Source organism: Luteimonas sp. MC1750 (assembly GCF_016615955.1).
Classification (GTDB): domain Bacteria; phylum Pseudomonadota; class Gammaproteobacteria; order Xanthomonadales; family Xanthomonadaceae; genus Luteimonas.
Genome location: NZ_CP067113.1, coordinates 2393486 through 2416570, shown reverse-complemented (window position 1 = coordinate 2416570; position 23085 = coordinate 2393486). Strand labels below are relative to the sequence as shown.

The 23085-nt window shown below is 71.5% G+C and carries 19 protein-coding genes; 13 read left to right on the top strand and 6 right to left on the bottom strand.

The features are described 5' to 3' along the window. The first annotated feature begins 10 nt into the window (after positions 1-10). Positions 11-544 (top strand): lactoylglutathione lyase, encoded by a 534-nt coding sequence (gene gloA / locus JGR68_RS11335; RefSeq protein ID WP_199362733.1) that lies wholly within the window; start codon positions 11-13, stop codon positions 542-544. Positions 545-682: 138 nt separating this feature from the next. On the opposite strand, the gene JGR68_RS11330 is transcribed toward gloA, so the two are convergent. Together JGR68_RS11330 and otsB are read right to left on the bottom strand one after the other, a co-directional pair. Continuing rightward, on the bottom strand, positions 683-2464 hold the full coding sequence (locus tag JGR68_RS11330; RefSeq protein WP_199362944.1) for a glycoside hydrolase family 15 protein: 1782 nt from the start codon (positions 2462-2464) through the stop codon (positions 683-685). An 11-nt stretch (positions 2465-2475) separates the two neighbouring features. Beyond that, entirely contained in the window at positions 2476-3234 is a 759-nt protein-coding gene (gene otsB, locus JGR68_RS11325) for a trehalose-phosphatase (protein WP_199362734.1), read from the bottom strand. Between the two features lie 154 nt (positions 3235-3388). Here otsB and clpB point away from each other — a divergent pair, with 154 nt between their 5' ends. Next, positions 3389-5968: an ATP-dependent chaperone ClpB gene (gene clpB / locus JGR68_RS11320; protein WP_199362735.1), complete on the top strand. Its 2580-nt coding sequence runs from the start codon at positions 3389-3391 to the stop codon at positions 5966-5968. 35 nt (positions 5969-6003) lie between these two features. Here clpB and ybaL read toward each other — a convergent pair whose 3' ends face one another. From ybaL to JGR68_RS11305, 3 genes are all read right to left on the bottom strand, one after another. Then, positions 6004-7725 (bottom strand): YbaL family putative K(+) efflux transporter, encoded by a 1722-nt coding sequence (gene ybaL, locus JGR68_RS11315; protein WP_199362736.1) that lies wholly within the window; start codon positions 7723-7725, stop codon positions 6004-6006. Between the two features lie 169 nt (positions 7726-7894). Beyond that, entirely contained in the window at positions 7895-10267 is a 2373-nt protein-coding gene (locus tag JGR68_RS11310) for a TonB-dependent receptor (RefSeq protein ID WP_199362737.1), read from the bottom strand. Positions 10268-10300: 33 nt separating this feature from the next. Then, entirely contained in the window at positions 10301-11242 is a 942-nt protein-coding gene (locus JGR68_RS11305; RefSeq protein WP_199362738.1) for a 2OG-Fe(II) oxygenase, read from the bottom strand. A gap of 89 nt (positions 11243-11331) precedes the next feature. Here JGR68_RS11305 and JGR68_RS11300 point away from each other — a divergent pair, with 89 nt between their 5' ends. The 5 genes from JGR68_RS11300 to JGR68_RS11280 all read left to right on the top strand — a co-directional run bounded on the left by JGR68_RS11300 (position 11332) and on the right by JGR68_RS11280 (position 16621). After that, positions 11332-13335, top strand: a complete 2004-nt coding sequence (locus JGR68_RS11300; protein ID WP_199362739.1) for an ABC-F family ATP-binding cassette domain-containing protein — start codon at positions 11332-11334, stop codon at positions 13333-13335. A gap of 60 nt (positions 13336-13395) precedes the next feature. Further along, positions 13396-14922 (top strand): hypothetical protein, encoded by a 1527-nt coding sequence (locus JGR68_RS11295; RefSeq protein ID WP_199362740.1) that lies wholly within the window; start codon positions 13396-13398, stop codon positions 14920-14922. Positions 14923-14984: 62 nt separating this feature from the next. After that, complete coding sequence (locus JGR68_RS11290; RefSeq protein ID WP_199362741.1) at positions 14985-15437, top strand: universal stress protein; 453 nt, start codon at positions 14985-14987, stop codon at positions 15435-15437. 56 nt (positions 15438-15493) lie between these two features. Then, the gene (locus tag JGR68_RS11285) at positions 15494-16165 is read left to right on the top strand and encodes a hypothetical protein (RefSeq protein WP_199362742.1); all 672 of its coding nucleotides are present in this window, start codon (positions 15494-15496) and stop codon (positions 16163-16165) included. A gap of 99 nt (positions 16166-16264) precedes the next feature. Beyond that, positions 16265-16621 (top strand): zinc ribbon domain-containing protein, encoded by a 357-nt coding sequence (locus tag JGR68_RS11280; RefSeq protein WP_199362743.1) that lies wholly within the window; start codon positions 16265-16267, stop codon positions 16619-16621. A gap of 1 nt (position 16622) precedes the next feature. On the opposite strand, the gene JGR68_RS11275 is transcribed toward JGR68_RS11280, so the two are convergent. Further along, on the bottom strand, positions 16623-17873 hold the full coding sequence (locus tag JGR68_RS11275; RefSeq protein WP_199362744.1) for an MFS transporter: 1251 nt from the start codon (positions 17871-17873) through the stop codon (positions 16623-16625). Between the two features lie 125 nt (positions 17874-17998). Here JGR68_RS11275 and aspS point away from each other — a divergent pair, with 125 nt between their 5' ends. The 6 genes from aspS to ruvA all read left to right on the top strand — a co-directional run bounded on the left by aspS (position 17999) and on the right by ruvA (position 23074). Beyond that, positions 17999-19759 (top strand): aspartate--tRNA ligase, encoded by a 1761-nt coding sequence (gene aspS, locus JGR68_RS11270; protein WP_199362745.1) that lies wholly within the window; start codon positions 17999-18001, stop codon positions 19757-19759. Positions 19760-19920: 161 nt separating this feature from the next. After that, on the top strand, positions 19921-20481 hold the full coding sequence (locus JGR68_RS11265; RefSeq protein WP_199362746.1) for a GNAT family N-acetyltransferase: 561 nt from the start codon (positions 19921-19923) through the stop codon (positions 20479-20481). Continuing rightward, positions 20456-21124, top strand: coding sequence for an alpha/beta fold hydrolase (locus tag JGR68_RS11260; RefSeq protein WP_199362747.1), 669 nt, complete (start codon positions 20456-20458; stop codon positions 21122-21124). Before JGR68_RS11265 ends, JGR68_RS11260 begins: the two co-directional genes overlap by 26 nt. Positions 21125-21209: 85 nt before the next feature. Beyond that, a complete protein-coding gene (locus tag JGR68_RS11255; RefSeq protein WP_199362748.1) occupies positions 21210-21941 on the top strand; it encodes a YebC/PmpR family DNA-binding transcriptional regulator in 732 nt (243 codons plus the stop codon). Between the two features lie 9 nt (positions 21942-21950). Next, the gene (ruvC, locus tag JGR68_RS11250) at positions 21951-22487 is read left to right on the top strand and encodes a crossover junction endodeoxyribonuclease RuvC (protein WP_199362749.1); all 537 of its coding nucleotides are present in this window, start codon (positions 21951-21953) and stop codon (positions 22485-22487) included. Then, positions 22484-23074, top strand: a complete 591-nt coding sequence (gene ruvA, locus JGR68_RS11245) for a Holliday junction branch migration protein RuvA (protein ID WP_199362750.1) — start codon at positions 22484-22486, stop codon at positions 23072-23074. The genes ruvC and ruvA overlap by 4 nt, the downstream gene beginning before the upstream one ends. The last annotated feature ends 11 nt before the right edge of the window (positions 23075-23085 follow it).

Here is a 23085-nt window from a genome sequence, read left to right as displayed (position 1 = left end):
GATCGCGACCATGACCGACACCGTTGCCACCTTGTCCAGCACCCCCGGCGTCTCCCCGCGCGACGCGGCCACGCAGGGCTTCGTCTTCAACCACACCATGCTGCGGGTCAAGGACGCGAAGGCGTCGCTGGACTTCTACACCCGCGTGCTCGGCTTCAGCCTGGTGCGGCAAGGCCACTTCGCCGAAGCGGCGTTCTCGCTGTACTTCCTTGCGCTCGTCGACCCGGCCGACATTCCCGACGATGACGCGGCGCGCAAGGCCTGGGTGGCCGGCCTGCAGGGCGTGCTGGAGCTGACCCACAACCATGGCACCGAGTCGCAGGACGGCCCGGTCTACCACGACGGCAATGCCGAGCCGCGCGGCTTCGGGCACATCTGCCTGAGCGTTCCCGACCTGCGCGCCGCCTGCGAGCGCTTCGAGGCGCTGGGCGTGACCTTCCAGAAGCGCCTGACCGACGGCCGCATGAAGGACATCGCCTTCATCAAGGACCCCGACGGCTACTGGGTCGAAGTCATCCAGCCCACCCCCATGCCCACCCTGTAGGAGCGGCTACAGCCGCGATCGCCGTCCCGTCGCACGAGGGCGGCGGATCGCGCCGGATGGGGCTGATCGCGGCTATAGCCGCTCCTACAGGTGGCACCCGCTCCTACAGGTGGCAGCGGAGCGGCCCGGGCTCGATGGTCAGACCGCGTCGGTCCAGGGCCGGGACAGGCGCATCGCGGCGATCACGATGCCGACGTGGGAATAGGTCTGGGGGAAGTTGCCCCAGGCTTCCCCGTCCTCAAAGGCCATGTCCTCCGACAGCAGGCCGAGGTGGTTGCGCCGTGCCAGCAGGCTTTCGAACTGCTGGCGGGCCTCGTCGACGCGGCCGATCGCGGCCAGGGCGTCGATGTACCAGAAGCTGCAGATGGTGAAGCTGGTTTCCGGCGAGCCGAAATCGTCCGGGGCGATGTAGCGGAACAGTCCCGTGCCGCGTCGCAGCTGGCTGCCGATCGCCTCGACCGTGGCGACGAAGCGCGGATCCGAGGCCTCGATGAAGCCGAGCTCGGCCAGCAGCAGCAGGCTGGCATCCAGGCGCCGGCCCTCGGCCGACTCGACGAAGTGCCCCAGCTCCGCGTCCCAGGCGCGCGCCAGGATCGCCTCGCGCATGGTGTCGGCGCGCCCGCGCCAGTGCGCGCCGCGCTCGGCGAGCCCGAGGTGCGTCGCGATCCGTGCAAGCCGGTCGCAGGCCGCCCAGCACATCACGCTGGAATAGGTATGCACCTCGGCGCGTCCGCGGAATTCCCAGATGCCGGCGTCGGGCTGGTCGTAGAGCTCCCAGGCCTGCTCGCCGACCGGTTCCAGGCGGTGGAAGGCGTCGACGTCACCGGGGCGCGCCAGCCGCTGGTCGAAGAACAGCTGGGTCGCGGCCAGGACCACGCTGCCGTAGACGTCGTGCTGCTTCTGCACCCAGGCCAGGTTGCCGCGGCGCACCGGGCCCATGCCGCGGTAGCCGGCCAGGTCCGGCACCTCGTGTTCTTCCAGTTCCTTCTCGAACGCGATGCCGTACAGCGGCTGCAGCCCGTCCTCGCCGGTGGCGAGGTTGAGCACGTAGCGCAGGTAGCCCTCCATCGTGCGCGTGGCGCCGAGGCGGTTGAGCGCGCGCACCACGAAGGCCGAATCGCGCAGCCAGCAGTAGCGGTAGTCCCAGTTGCGCTGGCTGTGCGGCGCCTCCGGGATCGACGTGGTGATGGCGGCGACGATCGCGCCGGTTTCCTCGTACTGGCAGAGCTTGAGGGTGATCGCGCTGCGGATCACCGCGTCCTGCCATTCCAGCGGGATCGAGAGGTAGCGCACCCAGTCGCGCCAGTACTCGACGGTCTGGCGCTCGGCGTTGCGGACGAAGCGGTCGACCGGCTCGGTCAGGGTCTCGTCGGGGCCGAGCACCAGGTGGCGGTCGCCGTCGAGCTCGAAGGGCAGGGACTCGCGCAGCAGGCGCACCGGCACGTCGCCGGTCAGGCGGAGCGTGAACCCCGGCAGCAGGTAGCGCACATGGTTGCTGCCCCAGGTCTGCTCCGGCACGTCGGCGCCGTAGTTCGCCAAGGGACGCAGCACGATGCGGATACGCGGGCGCCCCGACAGGGGACGCAGCCGGCGCACCAGCATCACCGGCCGGTAGAAGCGCCCGTGCTGGCGCCAGCGCGGGGCCAGGTCGGTGATCTCCACCGCGCCGCCGTGGCGGTCGCGCAGCACGGTGCGCAGCACCGCGGTGTTGTTCACGTACTCCTGGGTCGCGCCGGCGAAGTCCTCGAGCTCGATGGCGTAGTCGCCGCCGCCGGCCTTGGGCGACAGCAGGGCGCAGAAGGCCGGGTCGCCGTCGAAGGCCGGGATGCAGCACCAGGACACGCGCGCCTGCGCGTCGATGAGCGCGGCGATGCTGCCGTTGCCGACCAGGCCGAGGTCGAGGCTGGTTCCTCCGTTCATGCCGCTTGCGCTCATGCCGCGACTCCGATCCAGGCGTGCACGTCGGCGGTGCCGGACAGCGCGAAGTGGGCGGCGCTCTCGCGCGGCGGACCCACCAGCACGCTGATGCCGTCTTGGGCATTGACCGCCGCGAAGCCGGCCTCGTCGGTCACGTCGTCGCCGGCGAACACCGGCCGGCGGCCTGCGAACGGCGCCTCCAGCATGAAGGCGAGGATGGCCGCGCCCTTGTCGGCCCGCAGGCCACGCGTGTCCGCCGGCCGCAGCTCGATCACCGCCTTGCCCGGCTGCAGCCGGTAGCCGGGCAGCCGCGGCAGCGCGGCGCGGGCGAAGGCCTGCAGCTCGGCGCCGGCATGGGGGCCGGCCGCGCGCCAGTGCAGCGCCACCGCGGAACCCTTGTCCTCGACCACGGCGCCGGGGTGGCGTGCAGCCAGGCGTACGGCTTCGCTGCGCACCAGGTCCAGCGCGGCGGGTGCGCGCGGCGCGCGCTGCAGGCGACGGCCATGCCGCCGCTCCAGGCCATGCAGGCCGGAGGCGGGCAGGCGCGGCGGGGCGAGCAGGGTGTCGAGCATGGCCAGCGAGCGGCCGCTGACCAGCGCGACCGCGCCGTCGAGGCGCTGCTGCAGGGCCGCCAGGGCCTCGCGCAGGCGGTCCGGCACCTCGACGTCATCGGGCCTCGGCGCGAAGTCCAGCAGGGTGCCATCGACGTCGAGGAACAGCGCGCAGCTGTCGTCGATGGGCGGCGGTGGTGGAAGCAGGGTGGGCACGGCCATGGTCAGCGAGTCTGGCCGACCCCGTGTGAGCATTCCCTGTAGGAGCGCCATGGCCGCTCCTGCAGGGGGCGCACGGCGCGGCTTGAATCGCCGGGCGGAAACCGCATCTTTGGGGTATTGCCGGCGCGGCCGGCCCCGATCCTGGAGTCACCCCATGCGGATGGACAAGCTCACCTCGCGGTTCCAGCAGGCGCTGGCCGACGCGCAGTCGCTGGCCGTGGGCCGCGACCACAACCTCATCGAGCCGGCGCACGTGCTGGCGGCCCTGCTCGACCAGCCGGGCGGCGGCAGCGGGCCACTGCTGGCCCAGGCCGGCGTCAACGTGCCCCTGCTGCGCGAGCGGCTGGGCGAAATTCTCGAAAAGCTGCCCAAAGTCTCCGGGCAAGCCGGCCAGGTCTCGCTCGGCAACGACCTGGGGCGCCTGCTCAACCTCAGCGACAAACTCGCCCAGCAGCGCGGCGACGGCTTCATCGCGTCCGAACTCTTCCTGCTGGCGGCGCTCGAGGACGGTGGCGATGCCGGCCGCGCGCTGAAGGCGACGGGCGCCGACAAGTCGCGGCTGGAAGCGGCCATCAGCGCCATGCGCGGCGGCGCGAAGGTCGACGACGCCAGCGCCGAAGAAGCCCGCCAGGCGCTGGAGAAGTACACCATCGACCTCACCGCGCGCGCCGAGTCGGGCAAGCTCGACCCGGTGATCGGCCGCGACGAGGAGATCCGCCGCACCATCCAGGTGCTGCAGCGGCGCACCAAGAACAACCCGGTGCTGATCGGCGAACCCGGCGTCGGCAAGACCGCGATCGCCGAGGGCCTGGCGCAGCGCATCGTCAACAACGAGGTGCCCGAGGGCCTGCGCGGCAAGCGCGTGCTGTCGTTGGACATGGGTGCGCTGATCGCCGGCGCCAAGTTCCGCGGCGAATTCGAGGAGCGGCTGAAGGCTGTGCTCAACGACCTGGCCAAGAACGAGGGCCAGATCATCCTCTTCATCGACGAGCTGCACACCATGGTCGGCGCCGGCAAGGCCGAGGGCTCGATGGATGCCGGCAACATGCTGAAGCCGGCGCTGGCGCGCGGCGAGCTGCACTGCATCGGCGCAACCACGCTCGACGAGTACCGCAAGTACGTGGAGAAGGACGCGGCGCTGGAGCGGCGCTTCCAGAAGGTGTTCGTGGGCGAACCGTCCGTGGAGGACACGATCGCGATCCTGCGCGGGCTGAAGGAGAAGTACGCCGTGCACCACGGCGTCGAGATCACCGACCCGGCGATCGTGGCGGCGGCCACGCTCTCGCACCGTTACATCGCCGACCGCAAGCTGCCCGACAAGGCCATCGACCTGATGGACGAGGCGGCGAGCCGCATCCGCATGGAGATCGACTCCAAGCCCGAAGAGCTCGACCGCAAGGAACGCCGCCTGATCCAGCTCAAGATCCAGCGCGAGGCGCTGAAGAAGGAGAAGGACGCCGAGTCGAAGCAGCGCCTGGCCGACCTCGAGGCGGAGATCGAAGGGCTCGAGCGCGCCTACAACGATCTGGAGGAAGTGTGGAAGGCCGAGAAGGCCACCGTGCAGGGCGCGACCAGGGTCAAGGAGCAGATCGAGGCCGCCAAGCTCGAACTCGAGGCCGCGCAGCGCCGGCAGGACTTCGCGAAGATGAGCGAGATCCAGTACGGGCGGATGCCGCTGCTGGAGAAGCAGCTCAGCGCCGCCCAGGAGGCCGAAACCACCGGCTTCACCCTGCTGCAGGACAAGGTCACCGCCGAGGAGATCGCCGAGGTGGTCGCGCGCTGGACCGGCATCCCGGTCAGCAAGATGCTGGAAGGCGAACGCGACAAGCTGCTGAAGATGGAGGACGCGCTGCATGCGCGCGTGGTCGGCCAGCATGAAGCGGTGAAGGTCGTCTCCGATGCGGTGCGCCGTTCGCGCGCCGGGCTGAGCGACCCGGACCGGCCGTCGGGTTCGTTCCTGTTCCTGGGCCCCACCGGCGTCGGCAAGACCGAGCTGTGCAAGGCGCTGGCGGAATTCCTGTTCGACTCCAGCGACGCCATGGTGCGCATCGACATGAGCGAGTTCATGGAGAAGCACGCGGTGTCGCGGCTGGTCGGTGCGCCCCCGGGCTATGTCGGCTATGAAGAGGGCGGCTACCTGACCGAGGCCGTGCGCCGGCGCCCCTACAGCGTGATCCTGCTCGACGAGGTCGAGAAGGCGCATCCGGACGTGTTCAACATCCTGCTGCAGGTGCTCGACGACGGCCGCCTGACCGATGGACAGGGCCGCACGGTGGACTTCCGCAACACCGTGATCGTGATGACGTCCAACCTCGGCAGCCAGATGATCCAGGAGCTGGACGGCGACGATTCGCCCGAGGCCTATACGCAGATGAAGGCGGGGGTGATGGCGGTGGTGCAGTCGCACTTCCGCCCCGAGTTCATCAACCGGCTGGACGACATCGTGGTCTTCCATGCGCTGGACAAGGCGCAGATCAGGGAGATTGCGCGGATCCAGATGCGCGGACTGGAGAAGCGGCTGGGCGAGCGCGGGATCCGCATCGAGGTCAGCGACGCGGCCTTCGAGCTGCTGGGCAACGTCGGCTTCGATCCGGTCTATGGCGCCCGCCCGCTGAAGCGGGCGATCCAGCAGCAGCTGGAGAACCCGCTGGCGCAGAAGATCCTGTCCGGCGCGTTCGGCTCCGGCGACACGGTGCGGGTGGACGCCGAGGGCGGGAAGCTCGCCTTCAGCTGAGCGGGTCGCTCTTCTAGGAGCGGCTATAGCCGCTCCTACAGAACCCCGGCGGGCTGGCGCTGGGGGCGGTAGGGGGGAGTGGCCATGACCATCTCGGCCAGGGAGTAGGCCAGCTCGCGCTCGGCCAGCACCGCGCCGTCGGCGCCGTGCTCGAGCAGGTGCTTCACCTCGGCCTCGCTGTGCGCGCGGGCCAGCACGGTGACCGCCGGGTTGAGCGCCTTGAGCCGCGCGATGGTCTCGCCGGCCTCCAGCGCGTTGGGGATGGCGAACACCGCCATCGCCGCGCGCTGCGGCGCCGCTTCCAGCATCACCGCCTCGGCCGCCACGTTGCCGCGCACCGCGTGCAGGCCGGCGGCGCGTGCGGCGTCGACCCGGTCGGCATCGTCTTCCACCACCACCAGCGGCACGCCGCGGCCGTGCAGCAGGCTGGCCAGCTGCTGGCCCACCCGTCCGTAGCCGACCACGATGGCGTGGCCGGCCAGCGAGTCGGGCAGGTGGTGGCTGGCCGCATCCGCGGCGATCTCGCGGTCGTTGGCCGCGCTCGCCTCGGCACTGGCCGAGGCTTCCTGCCGCGCGATCCAGCGGTCGACCACCGCGAACGAGACCGGATTGAGCATGATCGAGATCAGCGCGCCCGCCAGCACCAGGTCCTGGCCCTCTTCCGGCAGGATCCCGAGCGTCACGCCCAGCGCCGCGATGATGAAGGCGAACTCGCCGATCTGCGCCAGGCTGGCCGAGATCGTCAGCGCGGTGGACTTGGGGTGGCCGAAGGCGCGCACGATCAGGTAGGCCGCCGCCGACTTGCCGAACATGATGATCAGCGTGGTCGCCAGCACCAGCAGCGGCTCGCGCACCAGGATCGCCGGGTCGAACAGCATGCCCACCGAGACGAAGAACAGCACCGCGAAGGCGTCGCGCATCGGCAGCGAATCCTGCGCCGCCTTGTGGCTGAGCTCGGACTCGTTGAGCAGCATGCCGGCGAAGAACGCGCCGAGCGCGAACGAGACGCCGAACAGCTCCGCCGAACCCAGCGCGATGCCCAGCGCGATCGACAGCACCGCCAGCGTGAACAGTTCGCGCGAGCCGGTGCCCGCGGTGCGCTCGAGCATCCACGGGATCACCCGCCGCCCGACCACCAGCATCACCGCGACGAACAGCGCCACCTGCACCAGGGTCTTGCCGATCTCGAGCGTCAGCCGGGCCGCGGACACCGGCTCGCCCGCGGCGTTGCCGAACACGCTCGCCACCGCCGGCATCAGCACCAGGGCGATGACGCAGGCCAGGTCCTCGACGATCAGCCAGCCCACCGCGATCCGGCCGCGCGTGGTTTCGAGCAGGCGGCGCTGCTCCATGGCCCTCAGCAGCACCACGGTGCTGGCGGTCGCCAGCGAGAAGCCGAAGACGATGCCCTGCAGCGTCGGCCAGCCCATCAGCGCGGCCAGGCCCCAGCCGAGCAGGGTCGCCACCGAGATCTGCACCACCGCGCCCGGAATCGCGATGTGCTTCACCGCCATCAGGTCGCGGATCGAGAAGTGCAGGCCGACGCCGAACATCAGCAGGATCACGCCGATCTCGGCGAGCTGCGGCGCCAGCGCCTGGTCGCCGACGAAGCCCGGCGTGAACGGCCCGGCGATGATGCCCGCGACCAGGTAGCCGACCAGCGGCGACAGCCGCAGCCGGTGCGCGGCCAGCCCCAGGACATAGGCCAGCACGAAGCCGACCGTCAGGATCGCGATGAGTTCGGTGTGGTGCGGCATCCGCGTATCCGCGTGGGGGAAGGACAGGATAGAGGACGCCGCGCGGGACGGCTCGCGGCCGTCGAGGAGCGGCTACGCCCGCCCCCGGGCCGGCAGGTTTGTAGGAGCGGCTACAGCCGCGATGGCGGCCAGGCCGATCGCGGCTTTAGCCGCTCCTACAGGGCTGTGGTTACCACGTGTACGCGACGCGGCCGTAGACGAAGGCGCCGTTGAAGCCGAACGGCGACAGGTTGCTGTACGGAAACTGGCCGTTGGTCGAGTTGGCGAAGCTGTTCTCGTCCGGGTATTCGTTGAGCACGTTGTCCGCGCCCAGGGTCAGCGTCCAGCGGTCGGCCTTCCACGACGCCGCGGCGTCGAGCAGCCATTTCGCGTCGTAGGTCTGGTCGTTCACCGGGTTCGCCTGGCGCGTGGTGACGCTGCCGTAGCGGGTGCCGGTCAGGCTGAAGTTCCACGACGCCAGCGACCAGGTGCCCGAAAGCAGCAGCTTGGTGTTGGGGAAGCCGTCCTCGATGCGGCCGATCTCGGTGCGGTCGATGCGCTCGAGGTCGAGTCCGGCCGACTCGAGTTCCTCGGGATTGGGCGCGATGCGGGTGATTTCCGTGTCCGTGTAGTTCCAGCCCGCGGTCAGGTCGAGGGTGCCGCCGCCGAGGTCCAGGCCGTAGTTCGCCACCACGTCGACGCCCTGAGTGCGGGTGTCGATCGCATTGGTGAAATAGCGGCCGCCGTTGACGCCGAAGATGCCGCGCGACTCCAGCAGTGCGCGCACCGCGTTGCCGGTGAGGTTGGACGACAGCGCGATCCGGTCGTCGACCTCGATGTGGTACGCGTCGACGGTGACGTAGAGCCGGTCGGCCGGCTGCAGCACCAGGCCGAGGCTGTACGACAGCGACTCCTCCGGCTGCAGCGGCTCGGCGCCAAAGGCCTGGGCCACCGCGCTGGACGCGGGGAAGGTGCGGATCTCGAACGGGTCGGGGATGCCGGCCAGGAAGACCGTGCTCACGGTCTGGAAGTACTGCTGGGCCAGCGACGGCGCGCGGAAGCCGCTGGACACCGTGCCGCGCAGGGCGACCGCATCGGTGAACGCGTACCGCGCGGAGAGCTTGCCCGAGGCCTGACTGCCGAAGTCGTCGTAGTCCTCGTAGCGGCCGGCGATGCCGGCGGAGAACTGTTCGCTGACGTCGGCCTCGAGGCTGGCGTAGACCGCATGGCTGTCGCGCGAGTAGGCGCCGGAGACCTCCGGCGCGAAGCCGCCAAAGCCCTGCGCCCCGCCCGGCCGCGACAGGTCGGGCTGCGTGTACGAGCCGTATTCGCCCGGCGACTGGTTCCACTTCTCGTTGCGCAGCTCCACGCCCACGGCCAGCGCGGCCGGATAGGCGAGACCCCAGTCGAGCTGCCGGCTGAGGTCGAAGTTGGCGATGTTCTGGGTGGTCTCCAGCGCGCCGTCGTAGAACGCGGTCGGCGAATCGGCGCCGATGCTGGCGTTGAGCGTGTTGCGGGTGAAGAACTCGAGGTGGTTGTAGCCGTGGTTGAAGCCGAGATCCCAGCTCCAGGCCTCGCCAAGGCCGCCCTTCAGGCCGGCGACGATGGCGCGGTCGCGCGAGACGTTGTTGATCTCCGGCAGGAAGCCGTCCGGGTAGATCGACGGGATGTTCTGCGTCGGATTGCGCGGCGCGCGGAAGAACGCGAACGAGGTGATGTCGCGGTTGCTGATCGAGCCGAAGGCGTACAGCGCAAGCGCGTCGCCGATGTCGAAGCCGGCGTTGAACGCGGCCGCGCCGGCGTCCACCTCCGGGTCGCCGATCACGAAGGCCTTCTGGCCCAGCGCCGGCTGGGTCGCGGCCGGCGTGCCGGCGAACGGCCGCGCGCGGTTGGTGCGGTCCTGCTGGTCGAGCTGCGCGGAGAGGTGGAGGAAGCCGCGGTCGCCGCCCAGCGCCAGCCCGGCATCGCCGGCCAGCTGGGTCTGGGCGCCGTCGCCGGCCGAATAGCGGCCGTGGCGGACCGACACGCTGCCCGTGCCCGGCGCGCCCTTCAGCACCACGTTGACCACGCCGGCGATGGCGTCGGAACCGTACTGCGCCGACGCGCCGTCGCGCAGCACCTCGACGCGTTCGATCGCCGCCAGCGGGATGGTGTTGAGGTCCACCGGCGCCGAGCCGCGGCCGATCGTGCCGTTGAGGTTGAGCAGCGACGAGGCGTGGCGGCGCTTGCCGTTGACCAGCACCAGCACCTGGTCGGGCGCCAGCCCGCGCAGCTGGGCCGGGCGGATGGCGCTGGTCCCGTCGGTCAGCGCGGGCCGGGGGAAGTTGAGCGAGGGCAGGGCGCGCGCCAGGGCGGTGGCGAGCTCGGTGGTGCCGGTGGCCTGCAGGGCCTCGCTGGTGATGATGTCGATCGGCGACTGCGATTCGGCCACGGTGCGGTCGCTGACGCGGGTGCCGGTGACGATGACGTTGTCGAGGCTGGTGGCGGGGCGGGTGTCCTGGGCCTGGACGGCGGCGGGAAGCAGGGCGGCAAGCAGGGCGAGGCGGAGCGGATGAGGGGACATGCGGAACTCCGGTGGGGGACGGGGGGAAATCGCTCAGACGTACTCGCGCTCGCGCATCCAGCGGGTCGCGATCCACTTCTCGCCGCGGGTCACCGGGGCACCGGCGTGGTAGGACATCGGGTCGGTGCGCGACTGGGCGTCGGTATAGGCGAAGAACACCGCGCTGCCCTTGCGCGGCCCGACGGCCAGGCCGCAGCGGGGAAAGGTGGTTTCGCCGCCGGCCTCGACGTCGTTCAGGTAGACCACCAGGCTGGCGATGCGCTGGCCGCCATTGCGCAGGTTGGCGGCCTGTCCCGGCCGTCCCAGGTCGAAGTAGTCGTAGTGCGGCTGGTATTCGGCGCCGACGCCGTAGCGCATCACCTGCAGCGGCTCGCCCTGCGCCAGCGGCACGCCGGTGATGGTGGCGATGCGCGCATCGATCCGCGTCACCAGCGGCGAGGCGCCCCGCTGCACCACGGCCAGCTCGCTGGTGCGGCGCTCGTCGATCTTGCTGCCGCCGCGTTCGGAGTCGACCACGCCGGCGCGCCGCAGCCGCGGCTGGGCTTCGGCGATGAGCGCATCGCACTCGTCCGCGGTCAGCACGTTCTCGAACAGCACCACGTGCGGGCGCTGCAGCCGGAAGGCGACGTGGACCGCGCCGTGGTCGCAGGCGATGGCGTGGCCGCCGGTGCGGATCAGGGCCGCCGGGACGAACGGGGGCTGGGGAGCGCCGCCGGTCGCCGGCGCCGGGGCGATCGGCGCGTGGACTTGCCCCTCGGGCAGCTTGTGGGCCACCCCGGGCTCGCCGGCGGCCACGCGCGAGAACCCGGCCTTGAACCCGTCCGGATCCGACAGCACCGCGTTGTAGATCCGCCGCACCTGCAGTTCGTCGAAGCCCTGGCGCAGCAGGGCGGGCAGCACCTGGTCCAGCGGGGCCCCGCCGGTCACCTGGGAATGGAGCCAGGCCGCCACCTGCACGTTGAGCTGCATCGCCATCGGTCCGGACCTCCGCCACGCGCCCCGGCGGCGCGCCCCCGACGTTACCGCAGGCGGGGCGGCGGCGCGCAGCCCGGTAAACTGTCGGGATGATTTCCTTCCGCAATTTCGCCCTGCGCCGCGGCGAGCGCCTCCTGCTGTCCGAAGTCGACCTGTCGCTGCACGCCGGCTGGCGGGTCGGCGTGGTCGGCCGCAATGGCACCGGCAAGTCCTCGCTGTTCGCCGCCGTGCGCGGCGAGGTCGAGCCCGACCGCGGCGACCTCGACCTTCCCTCGCGCCTGCGCATCGCCTCGATCGCGCAGGAGATGCCCTCGCTGCCCGATCCGGCCATCGACTTCGTGCTGGCCGGCGACACCGCCGTGCACGCGGCGCTGCAGGCCGAGGCCAACGCCTTCGCCGCCGAGGACTGGGAAGCGGTCGCGGAAGCGCACCAGAAGCTGGAGGAAGTCGGCGGCTATGACGGCGCGGCGCGCGCGGGCCGGCTGCTGCACGGCCTGGGCTTCCCGGGCGAGGCGCAGCAGCGCCCGGTGTCGAGCTTCTCCGGGGGCTGGCGCGTGCGCCTGAACCTGGCGCGCGCGCTGATGACCCCCTCCGACGTGCTGCTGCTCGACGAGCCCACCAACCACCTCGACCTCGACGCCGTGCTGTGGCTCGAGCAGTGGCTGATGAAGTACCAGGGCACCTTGCTGCTGATCTCGCACGACCGCGAGTTCCTGGACAACGTCAATACCCACACCCTGCACCTGCACGGCGGCAAGGCGAAGCTCTACATCGGCAACTACACCGCCTTCGAACGCCAGCGCGCCGAGCAGCTGCGCCAGCAGCAGATCACCCACGAGAAGGTGCAGGCCGAGCGCGCGCACCTGCAGAGCTTCATCGACCGCTTCAAGGCCAGCGCCGCCAAGGCCGCGCAGGCCCAGTCGCGGGTCAAGCGCCTGGCCAAGCTGGCCGACACCGAGGCGGTGCGCGCCGAGCGCGAGGTGCGGATCGATTTCCCGGCGCCGGCCAGGCTGCCGCACGCCCTGCTGCGGCTGAACCACGCCGACTGCGGCTACCCGGGCCTCGCTTCCGCCCCTGTAGGAGCGGCTATAGCCGCGATGGCCGCAGCCCCGATCGCGGCTATAGCCGCTCCTACAGGGGCCGCCGCGGGCCCGATCGCGGCTATAGCCGCTCCTACAGGGGGTGCGCCTACGGTCATCCTCCACGACGCCAACTTCGGCCTCGAGGCCGGCGACCGCATCGGCCTGCTCGGCCCCAACGGTGCCGGCAAGTCCACCCTGGTGAAGTCGCTGGTCGGCGACCTGCCGCTGCTCACCGGCGAGCGCTACGCGCATCCCGACCTGCGCATCGGCTACTTCGCCCAGCACACGGTCGAGGCCCTGGTCGCCGGCACTTCGCCGATCGACCACCTGCGCGAGATCTCGCCCAACGCCTCCACCCAGGACTTCCGCAATTTCCTCGGCAAGTGGAGCTTTCCCGGCGACCGCGCCTTCGAGTCCATCGACGGCTTCAGCGGCGGCGAGCGCGCGCGCCTGGCGCTGGCGCTGATCGCCTGGCGCCAGCCCAACGTGCTGCTGCTCGACGAGCCGACCAACCACCTCGACCTCGAGATGCGCGAGGCGCTGGCCGAGGCGCTGTCCGACTTCCCCGGCGCGATCGTGCTGGTCTCGCATGACCGCCATCTGATCGGCCTGGTCAGCGATACCTACTGGCGCGTGGCCGACGGCCGGGTGCAGCCCTTCGATGGCGACCTCGACGACTACGCCGCATGGCTGCGCTCGCGGCCACAGGACGCCAGGGCGGCCGAGGCGTCGGGCGGCGCCGCCGCGGCGAAGCCCGTGGAACCCGCGCTGCCGGCGCCACCGCCGGTCCCCGTGGCCAAGGTCCCCAAGGTCAACCCGCACCGCCTGTCCAAGGCCGAAGAGCGGGTTGCCCAGCTGGAAGGCGAGCTTGCCGCGCTCGAGGTCGCGCTTGCCGACCCCGCCGCCTATGCCGACGGCGGCACGCGCGGGCAGGAGCTCACGCGCCGGCAGCAGGCGGTGCGCAAGGAACTGCAGGACGCGGAAGAGGCGCTGCTCGACCTCTACGGCTGAATGCGACGGCGCGCGCCCTCCGGCCTATAGTCGGGGCTCCAGCAGAGGAAGGGGCAGGGCATGGACCGATCCGCACCCTGGACCGTGGTGGCCGTCGCCGTGCTCCTGGCGATGCTCCCCACGGCCGCCACCCAGGCGGCACGCCTGCGCACCCCGCCAGCCGCGCCGGGAACGGTGCTGCTGGTGGGCGAGGTCGACGTCGGCGGCACGCATTCCGGAATGATCGAGCTGCTGCTCGATGGCGAGCTGCAGGCCCGGGTGCCGGCCGGGCAGGGCGCGTTCCAGATCGAACTGCCGGCGACGGGCGCGGCCGGCATGGTGAGCCTCGAATACCTCGCGCCGGGCGTGCGGCTCAGGTCGCTGCTGGGCGGACAGCAGCGCCTGGCCTGGCTGGCCGGCAGGGACGGCCGGCTGACCGCGCAGGACGCGGATGGGCTGCGCGTCACGCCGCTGGCGACCGCGGTCGCCGTGCTCGCAACGACCGTCGACGGCGTGCCGCCGGCCACCGACGCCGATCTCGCCGAGGCCATCCGCGCGGCCTGGGGCTCCGACCTCCAGGTCGTGGCGACCGCGCTGGAGCGCCTGGCGGTCGATCCGGGCCGGCTACCGGCCGGCTTCCCCGACGGGCTGTCGCTGGTCGCCGACGTCGCCGCGTTCAACGCCGCGCTCCGTGCTGACCCGGGCCTCGCCGCATCCCCGCAACTGGTGTTCGACCCGATGCCGGTGAGCTCCGTCGGGCTCGCCGACACCCGGCCCGTGCTGGCACTGGCCGGACCGCATGGTGCTCCGGGTACGCCGCTGGAGAGCAACGGCGCACTGCTGATGGAGCCGCACGGGCAGGGCGACGTCCTGCTGCACGGCATGGACGATCGCCCGCAGCTCTACGCCCCCCGGCCCGAAATGTCCGGCACCATCCAGCTCCTGCCACTGCAGTCGGTGCCGACGTGGGTGGGCTATGCGCCCTGCCGGGGGGACGAAAAGGCCACGGGCATGCTGGTGGCGACCGTCCTCGGCCGCGACCTGCGCCGGCACTGGCGCGGACAGGGCGTGTCGCTGTGGCAGATCGGGACCGACGTCGTCTACGAGCAGCCCGACTGTCCGGACCCGCAGCCCTGGCAGGAGCGCCGGATCGAACTCTGGGCCGCGCCCGGCATCCCGCGCACGCGCTCCCATGATGCGCCGGCGATGCTGGTCGGCCGCCATGCGCTGCCCATGGTCTGCGGCGTGGACTATCCACACCACCTCGTGGTGGAAGCCTGCGGCCGCGCCGATCACGTGCTCGCGCGCGGCGGCAGCGGCACCGCCTACCCCGTCGGCGAGGCGCCGGTCGCGCTGACCTGGGGGCGGGACGCCAGCGGTGCGATCCGCTTCGCTTACGCGGACGGGCGCGTCTCCCGCCAGTGGCTGATCGATGCCGGGGACGGCGTTGTCCAGACCGTGGCCTGGGTTGCCGAGGCCGTCATCGACGGCTACACGGCGACCGGCAGCGGCCACGCCACGCGCATCCGCGGGGCCGGCATGAAGGCGGGCAGGCGCGCCGCGGCCCCGGTCCCCGCGGGCCCGCGCCATGGAGCCGGCGCGCCCTGACCTGGATCAATGTGCCCCGTGCGAAGCGGGTGCACGGTGTGCGGGAGCAGAGGAGGAATGACATGTACAGGCAGATCCTGATTCCCACCGACGGTTCCGAGCTGTCGCTGTCCGCCGTCGACCAGGGCGTCGCGTTCGCGAAGGCAACCGGAGCGGGCGTGCATTTCTTCACCGTGACCGCGCCGATCCGGGTCTACGGCGTGACCGGCGAACAGCTGGTCGGCGGCTATGACGACTACACCCGCGCGGCCCGCGAAGAGGGCGGACGCCGCCTGGCCGCGGCCGAGGCGCGCGCGACGGCGGCCGGCGTCCCCTGCAGCTCGAGCATGGTCGAGAGCGACCATGCCTGGGAGGCGATCATCAACGCCGCGGACGACGCCGGCTGCGACCTGATCGCGATGGCTTCGCACGGCCGCCGCGGCCTCAGCGGGCTGGTGCTGGGCAGCGAGACGCTCAAGGTGCTGACGCATTCGACCATTCCGGTGCTGGTGTACCGCGAGCCGAAGCCGCGCTGACAGCGGCCGCGCGTGCCGGGTTTGCCCGCCGCGCGCGCGGCGGTTAGGGTGGCCGGATGAATACGATCCGGATCTCCGTGCTTTCCGCCGCGCTGGTGGCCCTTGCCGCCTGTGCCCCTTCGACCGACCAGGCCGGCACCGCCGGCGCCGGGGCCGCGCCCGCCGAGGCCCTCGACGCCCCCGTGCCCGAAGCCGCTCCCGCGGACGCCTTCCTCGCCGCGCTGGCAAGCCACTGCGGCCAGGCGTTCGCCGGGCGCATCGTCGCCAACGAGCCGGCATCGCCCGAGCCCGACGCCTTCGAGGGCAAGGACCTGGTCATGCACGTGCGCGGCTGCGACGACCCGACCCGCGAACTGCGCGTGCCCTTCCACGTCGGCGACGACCACTCGCGCACCTGGGTGCTCACCCGCACCGACGGCGGCCTGCGCCTGAAGCACGACCACCGCCACGAGGACGGCAGCCCGGACGAGCAGACCATGTACGGCGGCGAGTCCGCGACCGCCGGCACCGCGGTGCGCCAGGAGTTCCCGGTGGATGCGGAGTCGATCGAACTTTTCGGCCGCACCGGCGCCGATGTCTCGACCACCAACACCTGGGCGATGGAAATCGAGCCCGGCAGCCGCTTCCTGTACGAGCTGTCGCGTCCGGGCGGTCGCATGTTCCAGGTGGAGTTCGACCTGGCCACGCCGGTCGCGGCGCCGCCGGCGCCCTGGGGCGCGACCGACTGACCGGTCGCGGCACCCGCGCATGCGGGGCCGCGGTTGGTTTCCACCGACGCGGCCCCATCTTGCGGGGCTGTATCCCGCCCTGTCCGGTGTCTGTCCGCCATGCCGATCTACGCGTTCCGCTGCTCCGCCTGCAACCATGAGTTCGACCGCCTGCAGAAGCTGTCGGATCCCGACCCCGACACCTGCCCGGCGTGCGGCGCGGCCGGTGGCGTGGGTCGCAAGCTGACCGCCCCGTCGTTCCGTCTCGCCGGCAGCGGCTGGTACGAGACCGACTTCAAGAAGGACGGCGACAGGAAGCGCAATCTCGCCGAAGGCGGCGAAGGCGCCCGCAAGCCGGAGGGCGGCGCCGCGGCCGGCGATGCGCCGGCGAAGACGGACAGTCCCGCTGCGCCGGCGGCCCCGGCTGCCGGAAAGACCGAGGCCAAGCCGGCGGTGGCCAAGCCCGACGCCGGCTGATTCAGTGGGCCTCCTGGCCCTCCGGTTCCGCTATGTCCACCTCGGGCAGCAGCTCGATCGCGGTGGGCGTGGTGCGCAGCATCAGGTGGAAGACCGACGGCGTGTCGTTGTCGCGCGGCCGCAGCAGGCGCCGGCCACCAGCCACCAGGGCGGCGAGGAACAGCGTCGCGGCGAAGAAGGCCGGCAGCGCCTCGGGGCCGTAACGCGTCATCGCCACGCCGGCCAGCGCCGGGCCGAACGCCGAGCCGACGCCATTGAGCAGCAGCAGGCTGCTGCCCGCCGCCAGGGTCTTTTCCGGCGGCAGGTGGTCGAGCAGATGGGCCATGCAGATCGGATAGATGGCGAAGGCCAGGCCGCCGAAGCAGAACCACAGCGCATACAGCGGCAGGCCGGACTGGCCCGCGGGCAGCATCATCGCCAGGCCGATGGCCGCGGCGAGCACGCAGACCACCACCAGCGCCGTGCGGCGGTCGGTGCCGTCAGACAGGCGGCCGATGGGCCACTGCAGCGCCGCGCCACCGAGGATGGTCGCGCTGACCAGCAGCGCCACGCCGTCCACGCCCAGTCCGAGCCGGCTGGCGAACACGGCGCCCAGGCCCCAGAAGCTGCCCACCGCCATGCCCGCCAGCAGCGCCCCAAGCGCGGCGGCCGGGGCCGCGCGGAACAGCTGTTTCAGCTCCAGCCGCGGCATCGGCGGCAGTTCCGGCTGCACCATCCGGCTCGCGGTCACCGGCAGCGCCGCCAGGCAGACCAGGATGGCGACCAGGTTGAACAGCACGAAGCCCGACGCCGACCACAGCCCGATCAGCCACTGGCCCGCCGCCAGCGCAAGCAGGCTCACCGCCATGTAGACCGCGAATACCTGGCTGCGCTGCTCCGGCGGCGCCTGCACGTTGAGCCAGCTCTCGATCACCGTGTACAGGCCGACCAGCGCGATGCCGGTCCCCAGCCGCAGCAGGGCCCAGGCCCAAGGCGAGACCAGGATCGGATGCAGGAGCACGGTGGCCGCGCACAGGGCGGCATAGAAGGCGAAGGCGCGGATGTGGCCGATGCGCTGGATCAGCCCGGGCGCGGCATAGGTGCCGAAGAAGAAGCCCGCGAAATAGGCCGACATCACCAGGCCGAGCGTCTGGTCGTCGTAGCCCTCGATCCGCCCGCGCAGCGCCAGCAGGGTCCCGAGCAGGCCGCTGCCCATCAGCAACAGGGCCACGCCAGCCAGCAGCGCGGCCAGCGGACGGACGGTGGCGATCATGCTGCGGGGGTGCAGGGAAGGGGGCGGGGCGTGCGGCGTATCGATGCCGACATTCTAAACCCCGCCGCCGACCCGCTAAAATGCAGGGTTTCCGCGCACCTGCGCGGCGCCCTTCCGGAGTTTCCATGCGCACCCACTTCTGCGGCCTGATCGACGAGTCCCTGCTCGGCCAGACCGTCACCCTCTGCGGCTGGGCCGACGTCGCCCGCGACCTTGGCGGCCTGTGCTTCATCGACCTGCGCGACCACCACGGCATCGTGCAGGTGGTGGCCGAGCCGTCGGACGCCGAGGGCAATGCCGGCGTGGTCGCCACGGCCGCGAAGGTGGGCTACGAGGACTGCCTGCGCGTCACCGGCACCGTGCGCCGCCGCGAATCGGTGAACGCGAAGATCGCGACCGGCCAGGTGGAAGTGGTCGCGACCGCGATCGAGGTGCTGAACAAGGCCGAGCCGCTGCCCTTCCACCACCACGAGAACCCGGGCGAGGACGTGCGCCTGAAGTACCGCTACCTCGACCTGCGCAGCCCGGAGATGCAGCGGCGCATGCGCACGCGCACGAAGCTGGTCGCGGCGCTGCGCCGCTGGCTGGACGCGCGCGACTTCCAGGACATCGAAACCCCGATCCTGACCAAGGCCACGCCCGAGGGCGCGCGCGATTTCCTGGTGCCGGCGCGCATGCACGAGGGCGAGTTCTACGCGCTGCCGCAGAGCCCGCAGCTGTTCAAGCAGATCCTGATGATGGCCGGCTTCGACCGCTACTACCAGATCGCGCGCTGCTTCCGCGACGAGGCCCTGCGCGCCGACCGGCAGCTGGAGTTCACCCAGCTCGACATGGAGTTCGCGTGGGTGGACGAAGCGATCGTGCAGGACACCGTCGAGCAGATGGTGCGGGACGTGTTCCGCGAGGTGGTCGGCGCCGAACTCGGTGCCTTCCCGCGCATGACCTGGGCCGAGGCCATGCGCCGCTACGGCTCGGACAAGCCGGACCTGCGCATCGCGCTGGAGCTGGTGGACGTGGATGCGCAGGTTCGCAACTCGCAGTTCAAGGTGTTCACCGATGCCGCCGGCGTCGACGGCATGCGCGTGTGTGCGCTGCGCATTCCCGGCGGCGCGGCGCTGAGCCGCAAGCAGATCGACGAGTACGCCGCGCACGCCGCGAAGTACGGCGCCAAGGGCCTGGCTTACGCCAAGCGGGGCGAGGACGGCGCGGTGAACTCGCCGGTGGCGAAGTTCTTCGACGAGGCGGCGTTCTCCGCGCTGCTGGCGCACGTGGGCGCCGGCGAGGGCGACATCGTGTTCTTTGGCGCCGGCGCGTACAACACGGTCAGCGACTTCATGGGCGCGGTGCGCCTGAAGGCCGGCAGGGATTTGAACCTGGTCGAGGCCGGCTGGAAGCCGCTGTGGGTCACCGACTTCCCGATGTTCGAATGGGACGACGAGGCAAAGCGCTACGTCGCCCTGCACCATCCCTTCACCGCGCCGGCGGTGGACGACATCGACGACCTGCGCGCCAACGCGCGCACGGCTACCAGCCGCGGCTACGACATGGTGCTCAACGGCAACGAGATCGGCGGCGGCTCGATCCGCATCCACCGGCCGGCGATGCAGGCGGCGGTGTTCGAGCTGCTGGGCATCGGTGCCGACGAGCAGCAGGCCAAGTTCGGCTTCCTGCTCGACGCGCTGAAGTACGGCGCCCCGCCGCACGGCGGCATCGCCTTCGGCATCGACCGCATCGCCGCGCTGATGGCGGGCACGGAGTCGATCCGCGACGTGATCGCGTTCCCGAAGACGACCACCGCCCAGTGCCTGATGACCGGCGCCCCGTCGCCCATCGAGGACGCGCAGCTGGCCGAAGTCCACGTCACCGTCCGCCCCAAGGGCCGCTGAGCGGCCTGCGGGAGCCGCGACAGCCGCGATCGCCCCCGCGGCGATGCCGCCACCACCCTGTAGGAGCGGCTACAGCCGCGATCGCACTTGCCGGTCGTTCCGCAATCGCGGCTGTAGCCGCTCCTACAGCCGCTCCTGCAGCCGGTCCTACAATGGCGGGCATGTCCGCGTCCTCACCGACCATTCGCCGCGCCACCGCCGACGACGCGGGGACGCTGTCGCGGCTCGCGGCGCGCACGTTCACCGGGACCTTCGGACACCTCTATCCTCCCCGGGACCTCGCCGACTTCATCGCCGAGGCCTACGCCGAGGAGCGGCAGCGGGTGATCCTGTCGCACCCGGACTACGCGATCTGGCTGCTGGAAGACGCGGGCGAAGCGGTCGGCCACGCCGCCGCCGGGCCCTGCGGCCTGCCGCATCCGGACGTGGCCTCCGGGGACGGGGAGCTCAAGCGCCTCTACCTGCTCGCCGCCTACCAGGGCGGTGGCTGGGGAGGCGCGCTGTTCGACACGGTCATGGCCTGGTTGCAGCGCAATGGTTCCTGCGGCCTCTGGATCGGCGTCTGGTCGGGCAACCATGGCGCCCAGCGCTTCTACGCACGCCGCGGCTTCGACCGGGTGGGTGAGTACCTGTTCCCCGTGGGCCGGACCCGCGACCTCGAATACATCCTGCGCCGCACCAGGCCGTACACCGCCGATGACGCCGACGCCACGCGGTCCTGAGTCCGCGGCCGATGCCGCCGGGGTGCAGGCGGTCCGCCGCGTGCTGCTGGTGCACGGCTTGTGGATGCCGCCGCTGGCGATGCGCACGCTCGCCGCGCGACTGCGCTCGGCCGGCTACGAACCCGCGATCTTCGGCTATCGCAGCATCGTCGGCAGCACCCGCGCCGCGGTCGACGCCGTGCGCGACCGGCTGCGCCACGGGCCGCCCACCCACGTCGTCGGCCACAGCCTCGGTGGCCTGATGGCGCTGGAGGCGCTCCGGGCCGAACCGACCCTGCCGGTGGTACGCGTCGCCTGCCTGGGCACGCCGCTGTGCGGCAGCGGGGTGGCGCAGGTGATGTCGCGGAACCCGCTCACCACGCTCTACCTCGGGCGCAGCGCGGCATTGCTCCGGTCGGGCTGTACGTGGCTGCCGCCCGGCGTCGAGGTCGGCATGGTCGCGGGCAGCCGGCCGCGCGGATTGGGGGCACTGGTCGCGCGGTTCGATGGCGTGCACGACGGCACGGTGCAGCTCGACGAAACCCGCGTCCCGGGGCTGGCGGACCATGTGCTGATCGACGCCTCGCACAGCGGCCTGCTGGTTTCCCGCGAAGCGGTGCGGCAGGTGCTGGCGTTCCTCGGGTCTGGCGCCTTCCTGCGCTGAACGTCCCGGCCGATCCAATCGGGGTTCCGCCGGCAGGACAGGTAGAATCGACGGGTCGCAGCCGTACAGAGGATGGGTAGCACGCATGGGCAGGGGTCCCTCGATCGAGGCCCGCAAGGGCGCGGAAGACGCGCGCCGCGGGAAGATCTTCACCAAGCTGATCCGCGAGATCTCGGTCGCCGCGCGCGCCGGCGGCGGTGACCCCGGGGGCAACCCGCGCCTGCGCAGCGCCATCGACAAGGCCCTGTCGGCCAACATGACCAAGGACGTGATCGAGCGCGCGGTCAAGAAGGCCACCGGCGAGCTCGAGGGTGTGGACTACGAGGAGATCCGCTACGAGGGCTACGCCCCTGGCGGCGTCGCCGTGATCGTGGACTGCCTGACCGACAACAAGGTGCGCACCGTGGCCGACGTGCGCCATGCCTTCGGCAAGTTCGGCGGCAACCTGGGCACCGACGGCTCGGTCGCCTTCATGTTCCGCAAGCAGGGCATCCTGCGCTACGACGCCGGCGCCGACGAGGACGCGGTCACCAACGCCGCGATCGAGTCCGGCGCCGAGGACGTGGTGGTCTATCCCGAGGACGGCGCCATCGACGTGCTGACCTCGCCCGACGACTTCGCCGCGGTGCGCGACGCCATGGCCGCCGCCGGCCTGCCCGCGGCGCACGCCGAGGTCACCCTGCGCGCCGACAACGACATCGCCGTCGAAGGCGAGACCGCCCAGCAGGTGGTGAAGCTGCTGCGCTGGCTGGAAGACATCGACGACGTGCAGGCGGTCTATTCCAACGCCGGGCTCGGCGACGACGCATACGCGTAAGCTGGACAGGTGACCAGGATCCTCGGCATCGACCCCGGCTCGCAGCGCACCGGCGTCGGCATCATCGACGTCGACGCCGCGGGACGCACCACCCACGTCTACCACGCGCCGCTGGATCTGCTGGCGGGTGCCGCCGCGGTGCCGGGCGACCTTCCGCAGCGTCTGCGCCGGCTGCTCGATGGCCTGCGCGCCGTGGTCGAGGCGCATCGGCCCGACGAGGTCGCGATCGAACAGGTGTTCGTGTCGAAGAACGCCGACTCCGCGCTCAAGCTCGGCCAGGCCCGAGGCGCCGCGATCTGCGCCGTGGTCATGCACGGCCTGCCCGTGAGCGAGTACGGCGCGCGCCAGGTGAAGCTGGCCCTGGTCGGCAAGGGCGCCGCTGACAAGGCCCAGGTGCAGCACATGGTCGGGGCGATCCTTGGCCTCAAGGGCCGCCTGCAGGCCGACGCCGCCGACGCCCTGGCCATTGCCATCACCCACGCCCATACCCGCGCCAGCGCGCAGCGCATGGGCATCGACACGCGCCTGGCCTGGAGCCGCCGATGATCGGCCGCCTGAGGGGCCTGCTGGCGCACAAGTCGCCGCCGTGGCTGGTGCTGGACGTCAACGGCGTCGGCTATGAACTCGAAGCGCCGATGAGCACCTTCTACGAGCTGCCGGTGCTCGGGAAGGAGATCACCCTCTTCACGCACTACGCGCAGAAGGAGGATTCGGTCTCCCTCTACGGGTTTGCGACCGAGGCCGAGCGCCGCCTGTTCCGCGACGTCCAGCGGGTCACCGGCATCGGCGCGAAGATCGCGCTGGCGATCCTGTCGGGTGCCAGCGTCGAGGAGTTCGCGCGCCTCGTGCAGGCCGGCGACGTCACCGCGCTGACCCGCATTCCCGGCATCGGCAAGAAGACCGCCGAACGCATCGTGGTCGAACTGCGCGACCGGGCCGAGGCGATCATGGGCGGGGCCCTGGCGACGCCACTGGCCGGCGTGCCCGCCGACCCGCTGTCCGAGGCCACCGTCGCGCTGCAGCAGCTGGGCTACAAGCCGGCCGAAGCGCAGCGGATGGCACGCCAGGCGCACGTCGACGGCGACCCTGCGGAATCCATCATCCGGAAGGCGCTACAGTCCGCGCTTCGCTGAGCCGGCCTCGA

Coding starts and splice junctions, on each gene's coding strand:
- JGR68_RS11310 (WP_199362737.1), bottom strand. CDS start 10,267: ATGTCCCCTCATCCGCTCCGCCTCGCCCTGCTTGCCGCCCTGCTTCCC.
- ruvA (WP_199362750.1), top strand. CDS start 22,484: ATGATCGGCCGCCTGAGGGGCCTGCTGGCGCACAAGTCGCCGCCGTGG.
- JGR68_RS11285 (WP_199362742.1), top strand. CDS start 15,494: ATGAATACGATCCGGATCTCCGTGCTTTCCGCCGCGCTGGTGGCCCTT.
- gloA (WP_199362733.1), top strand. CDS start 11: ATGACCGACACCGTTGCCACCTTGTCCAGCACCCCCGGCGTCTCCCCG.
- clpB (WP_199362735.1), top strand. CDS start 3,389: ATGCGGATGGACAAGCTCACCTCGCGGTTCCAGCAGGCGCTGGCCGAC.
- ybaL (WP_199362736.1), bottom strand. CDS start 7,725: ATGCCGCACCACACCGAACTCATCGCGATCCTGACGGTCGGCTTCGTG.
- JGR68_RS11275 (WP_199362744.1), bottom strand. CDS start 17,873: ATGATCGCCACCGTCCGTCCGCTGGCCGCGCTGCTGGCTGGCGTGGCC.
- JGR68_RS11295 (WP_199362740.1), top strand. CDS start 13,396: ATGGACCGATCCGCACCCTGGACCGTGGTGGCCGTCGCCGTGCTCCTG.
- otsB (WP_199362734.1), bottom strand. CDS start 3,234: ATGGCCGTGCCCACCCTGCTTCCACCACCGCCGCCCATCGACGACAGC.
- JGR68_RS11300 (WP_199362739.1), top strand. CDS start 11,332: ATGATTTCCTTCCGCAATTTCGCCCTGCGCCGCGGCGAGCGCCTCCTG.
- JGR68_RS11265 (WP_199362746.1), top strand. CDS start 19,921: ATGTCCGCGTCCTCACCGACCATTCGCCGCGCCACCGCCGACGACGCG.
- JGR68_RS11290 (WP_199362741.1), top strand. CDS start 14,985: ATGTACAGGCAGATCCTGATTCCCACCGACGGTTCCGAGCTGTCGCTG.
- aspS (WP_199362745.1), top strand. CDS start 17,999: ATGCGCACCCACTTCTGCGGCCTGATCGACGAGTCCCTGCTCGGCCAG.
- JGR68_RS11260 (WP_199362747.1), top strand. CDS start 20,456: ATGACGCCGACGCCACGCGGTCCTGAGTCCGCGGCCGATGCCGCCGGG.
- JGR68_RS11330 (WP_199362944.1), bottom strand. CDS start 2,464: ATGAACGGAGGAACCAGCCTCGACCTCGGCCTGGTCGGCAACGGCAGC.
- JGR68_RS11280 (WP_199362743.1), top strand. CDS start 16,265: ATGCCGATCTACGCGTTCCGCTGCTCCGCCTGCAACCATGAGTTCGAC.
- JGR68_RS11305 (WP_199362738.1), bottom strand. CDS start 11,242: ATGGCGATGCAGCTCAACGTGCAGGTGGCGGCCTGGCTCCATTCCCAG.
- JGR68_RS11255 (WP_199362748.1), top strand. CDS start 21,210: ATGGGCAGGGGTCCCTCGATCGAGGCCCGCAAGGGCGCGGAAGACGCG.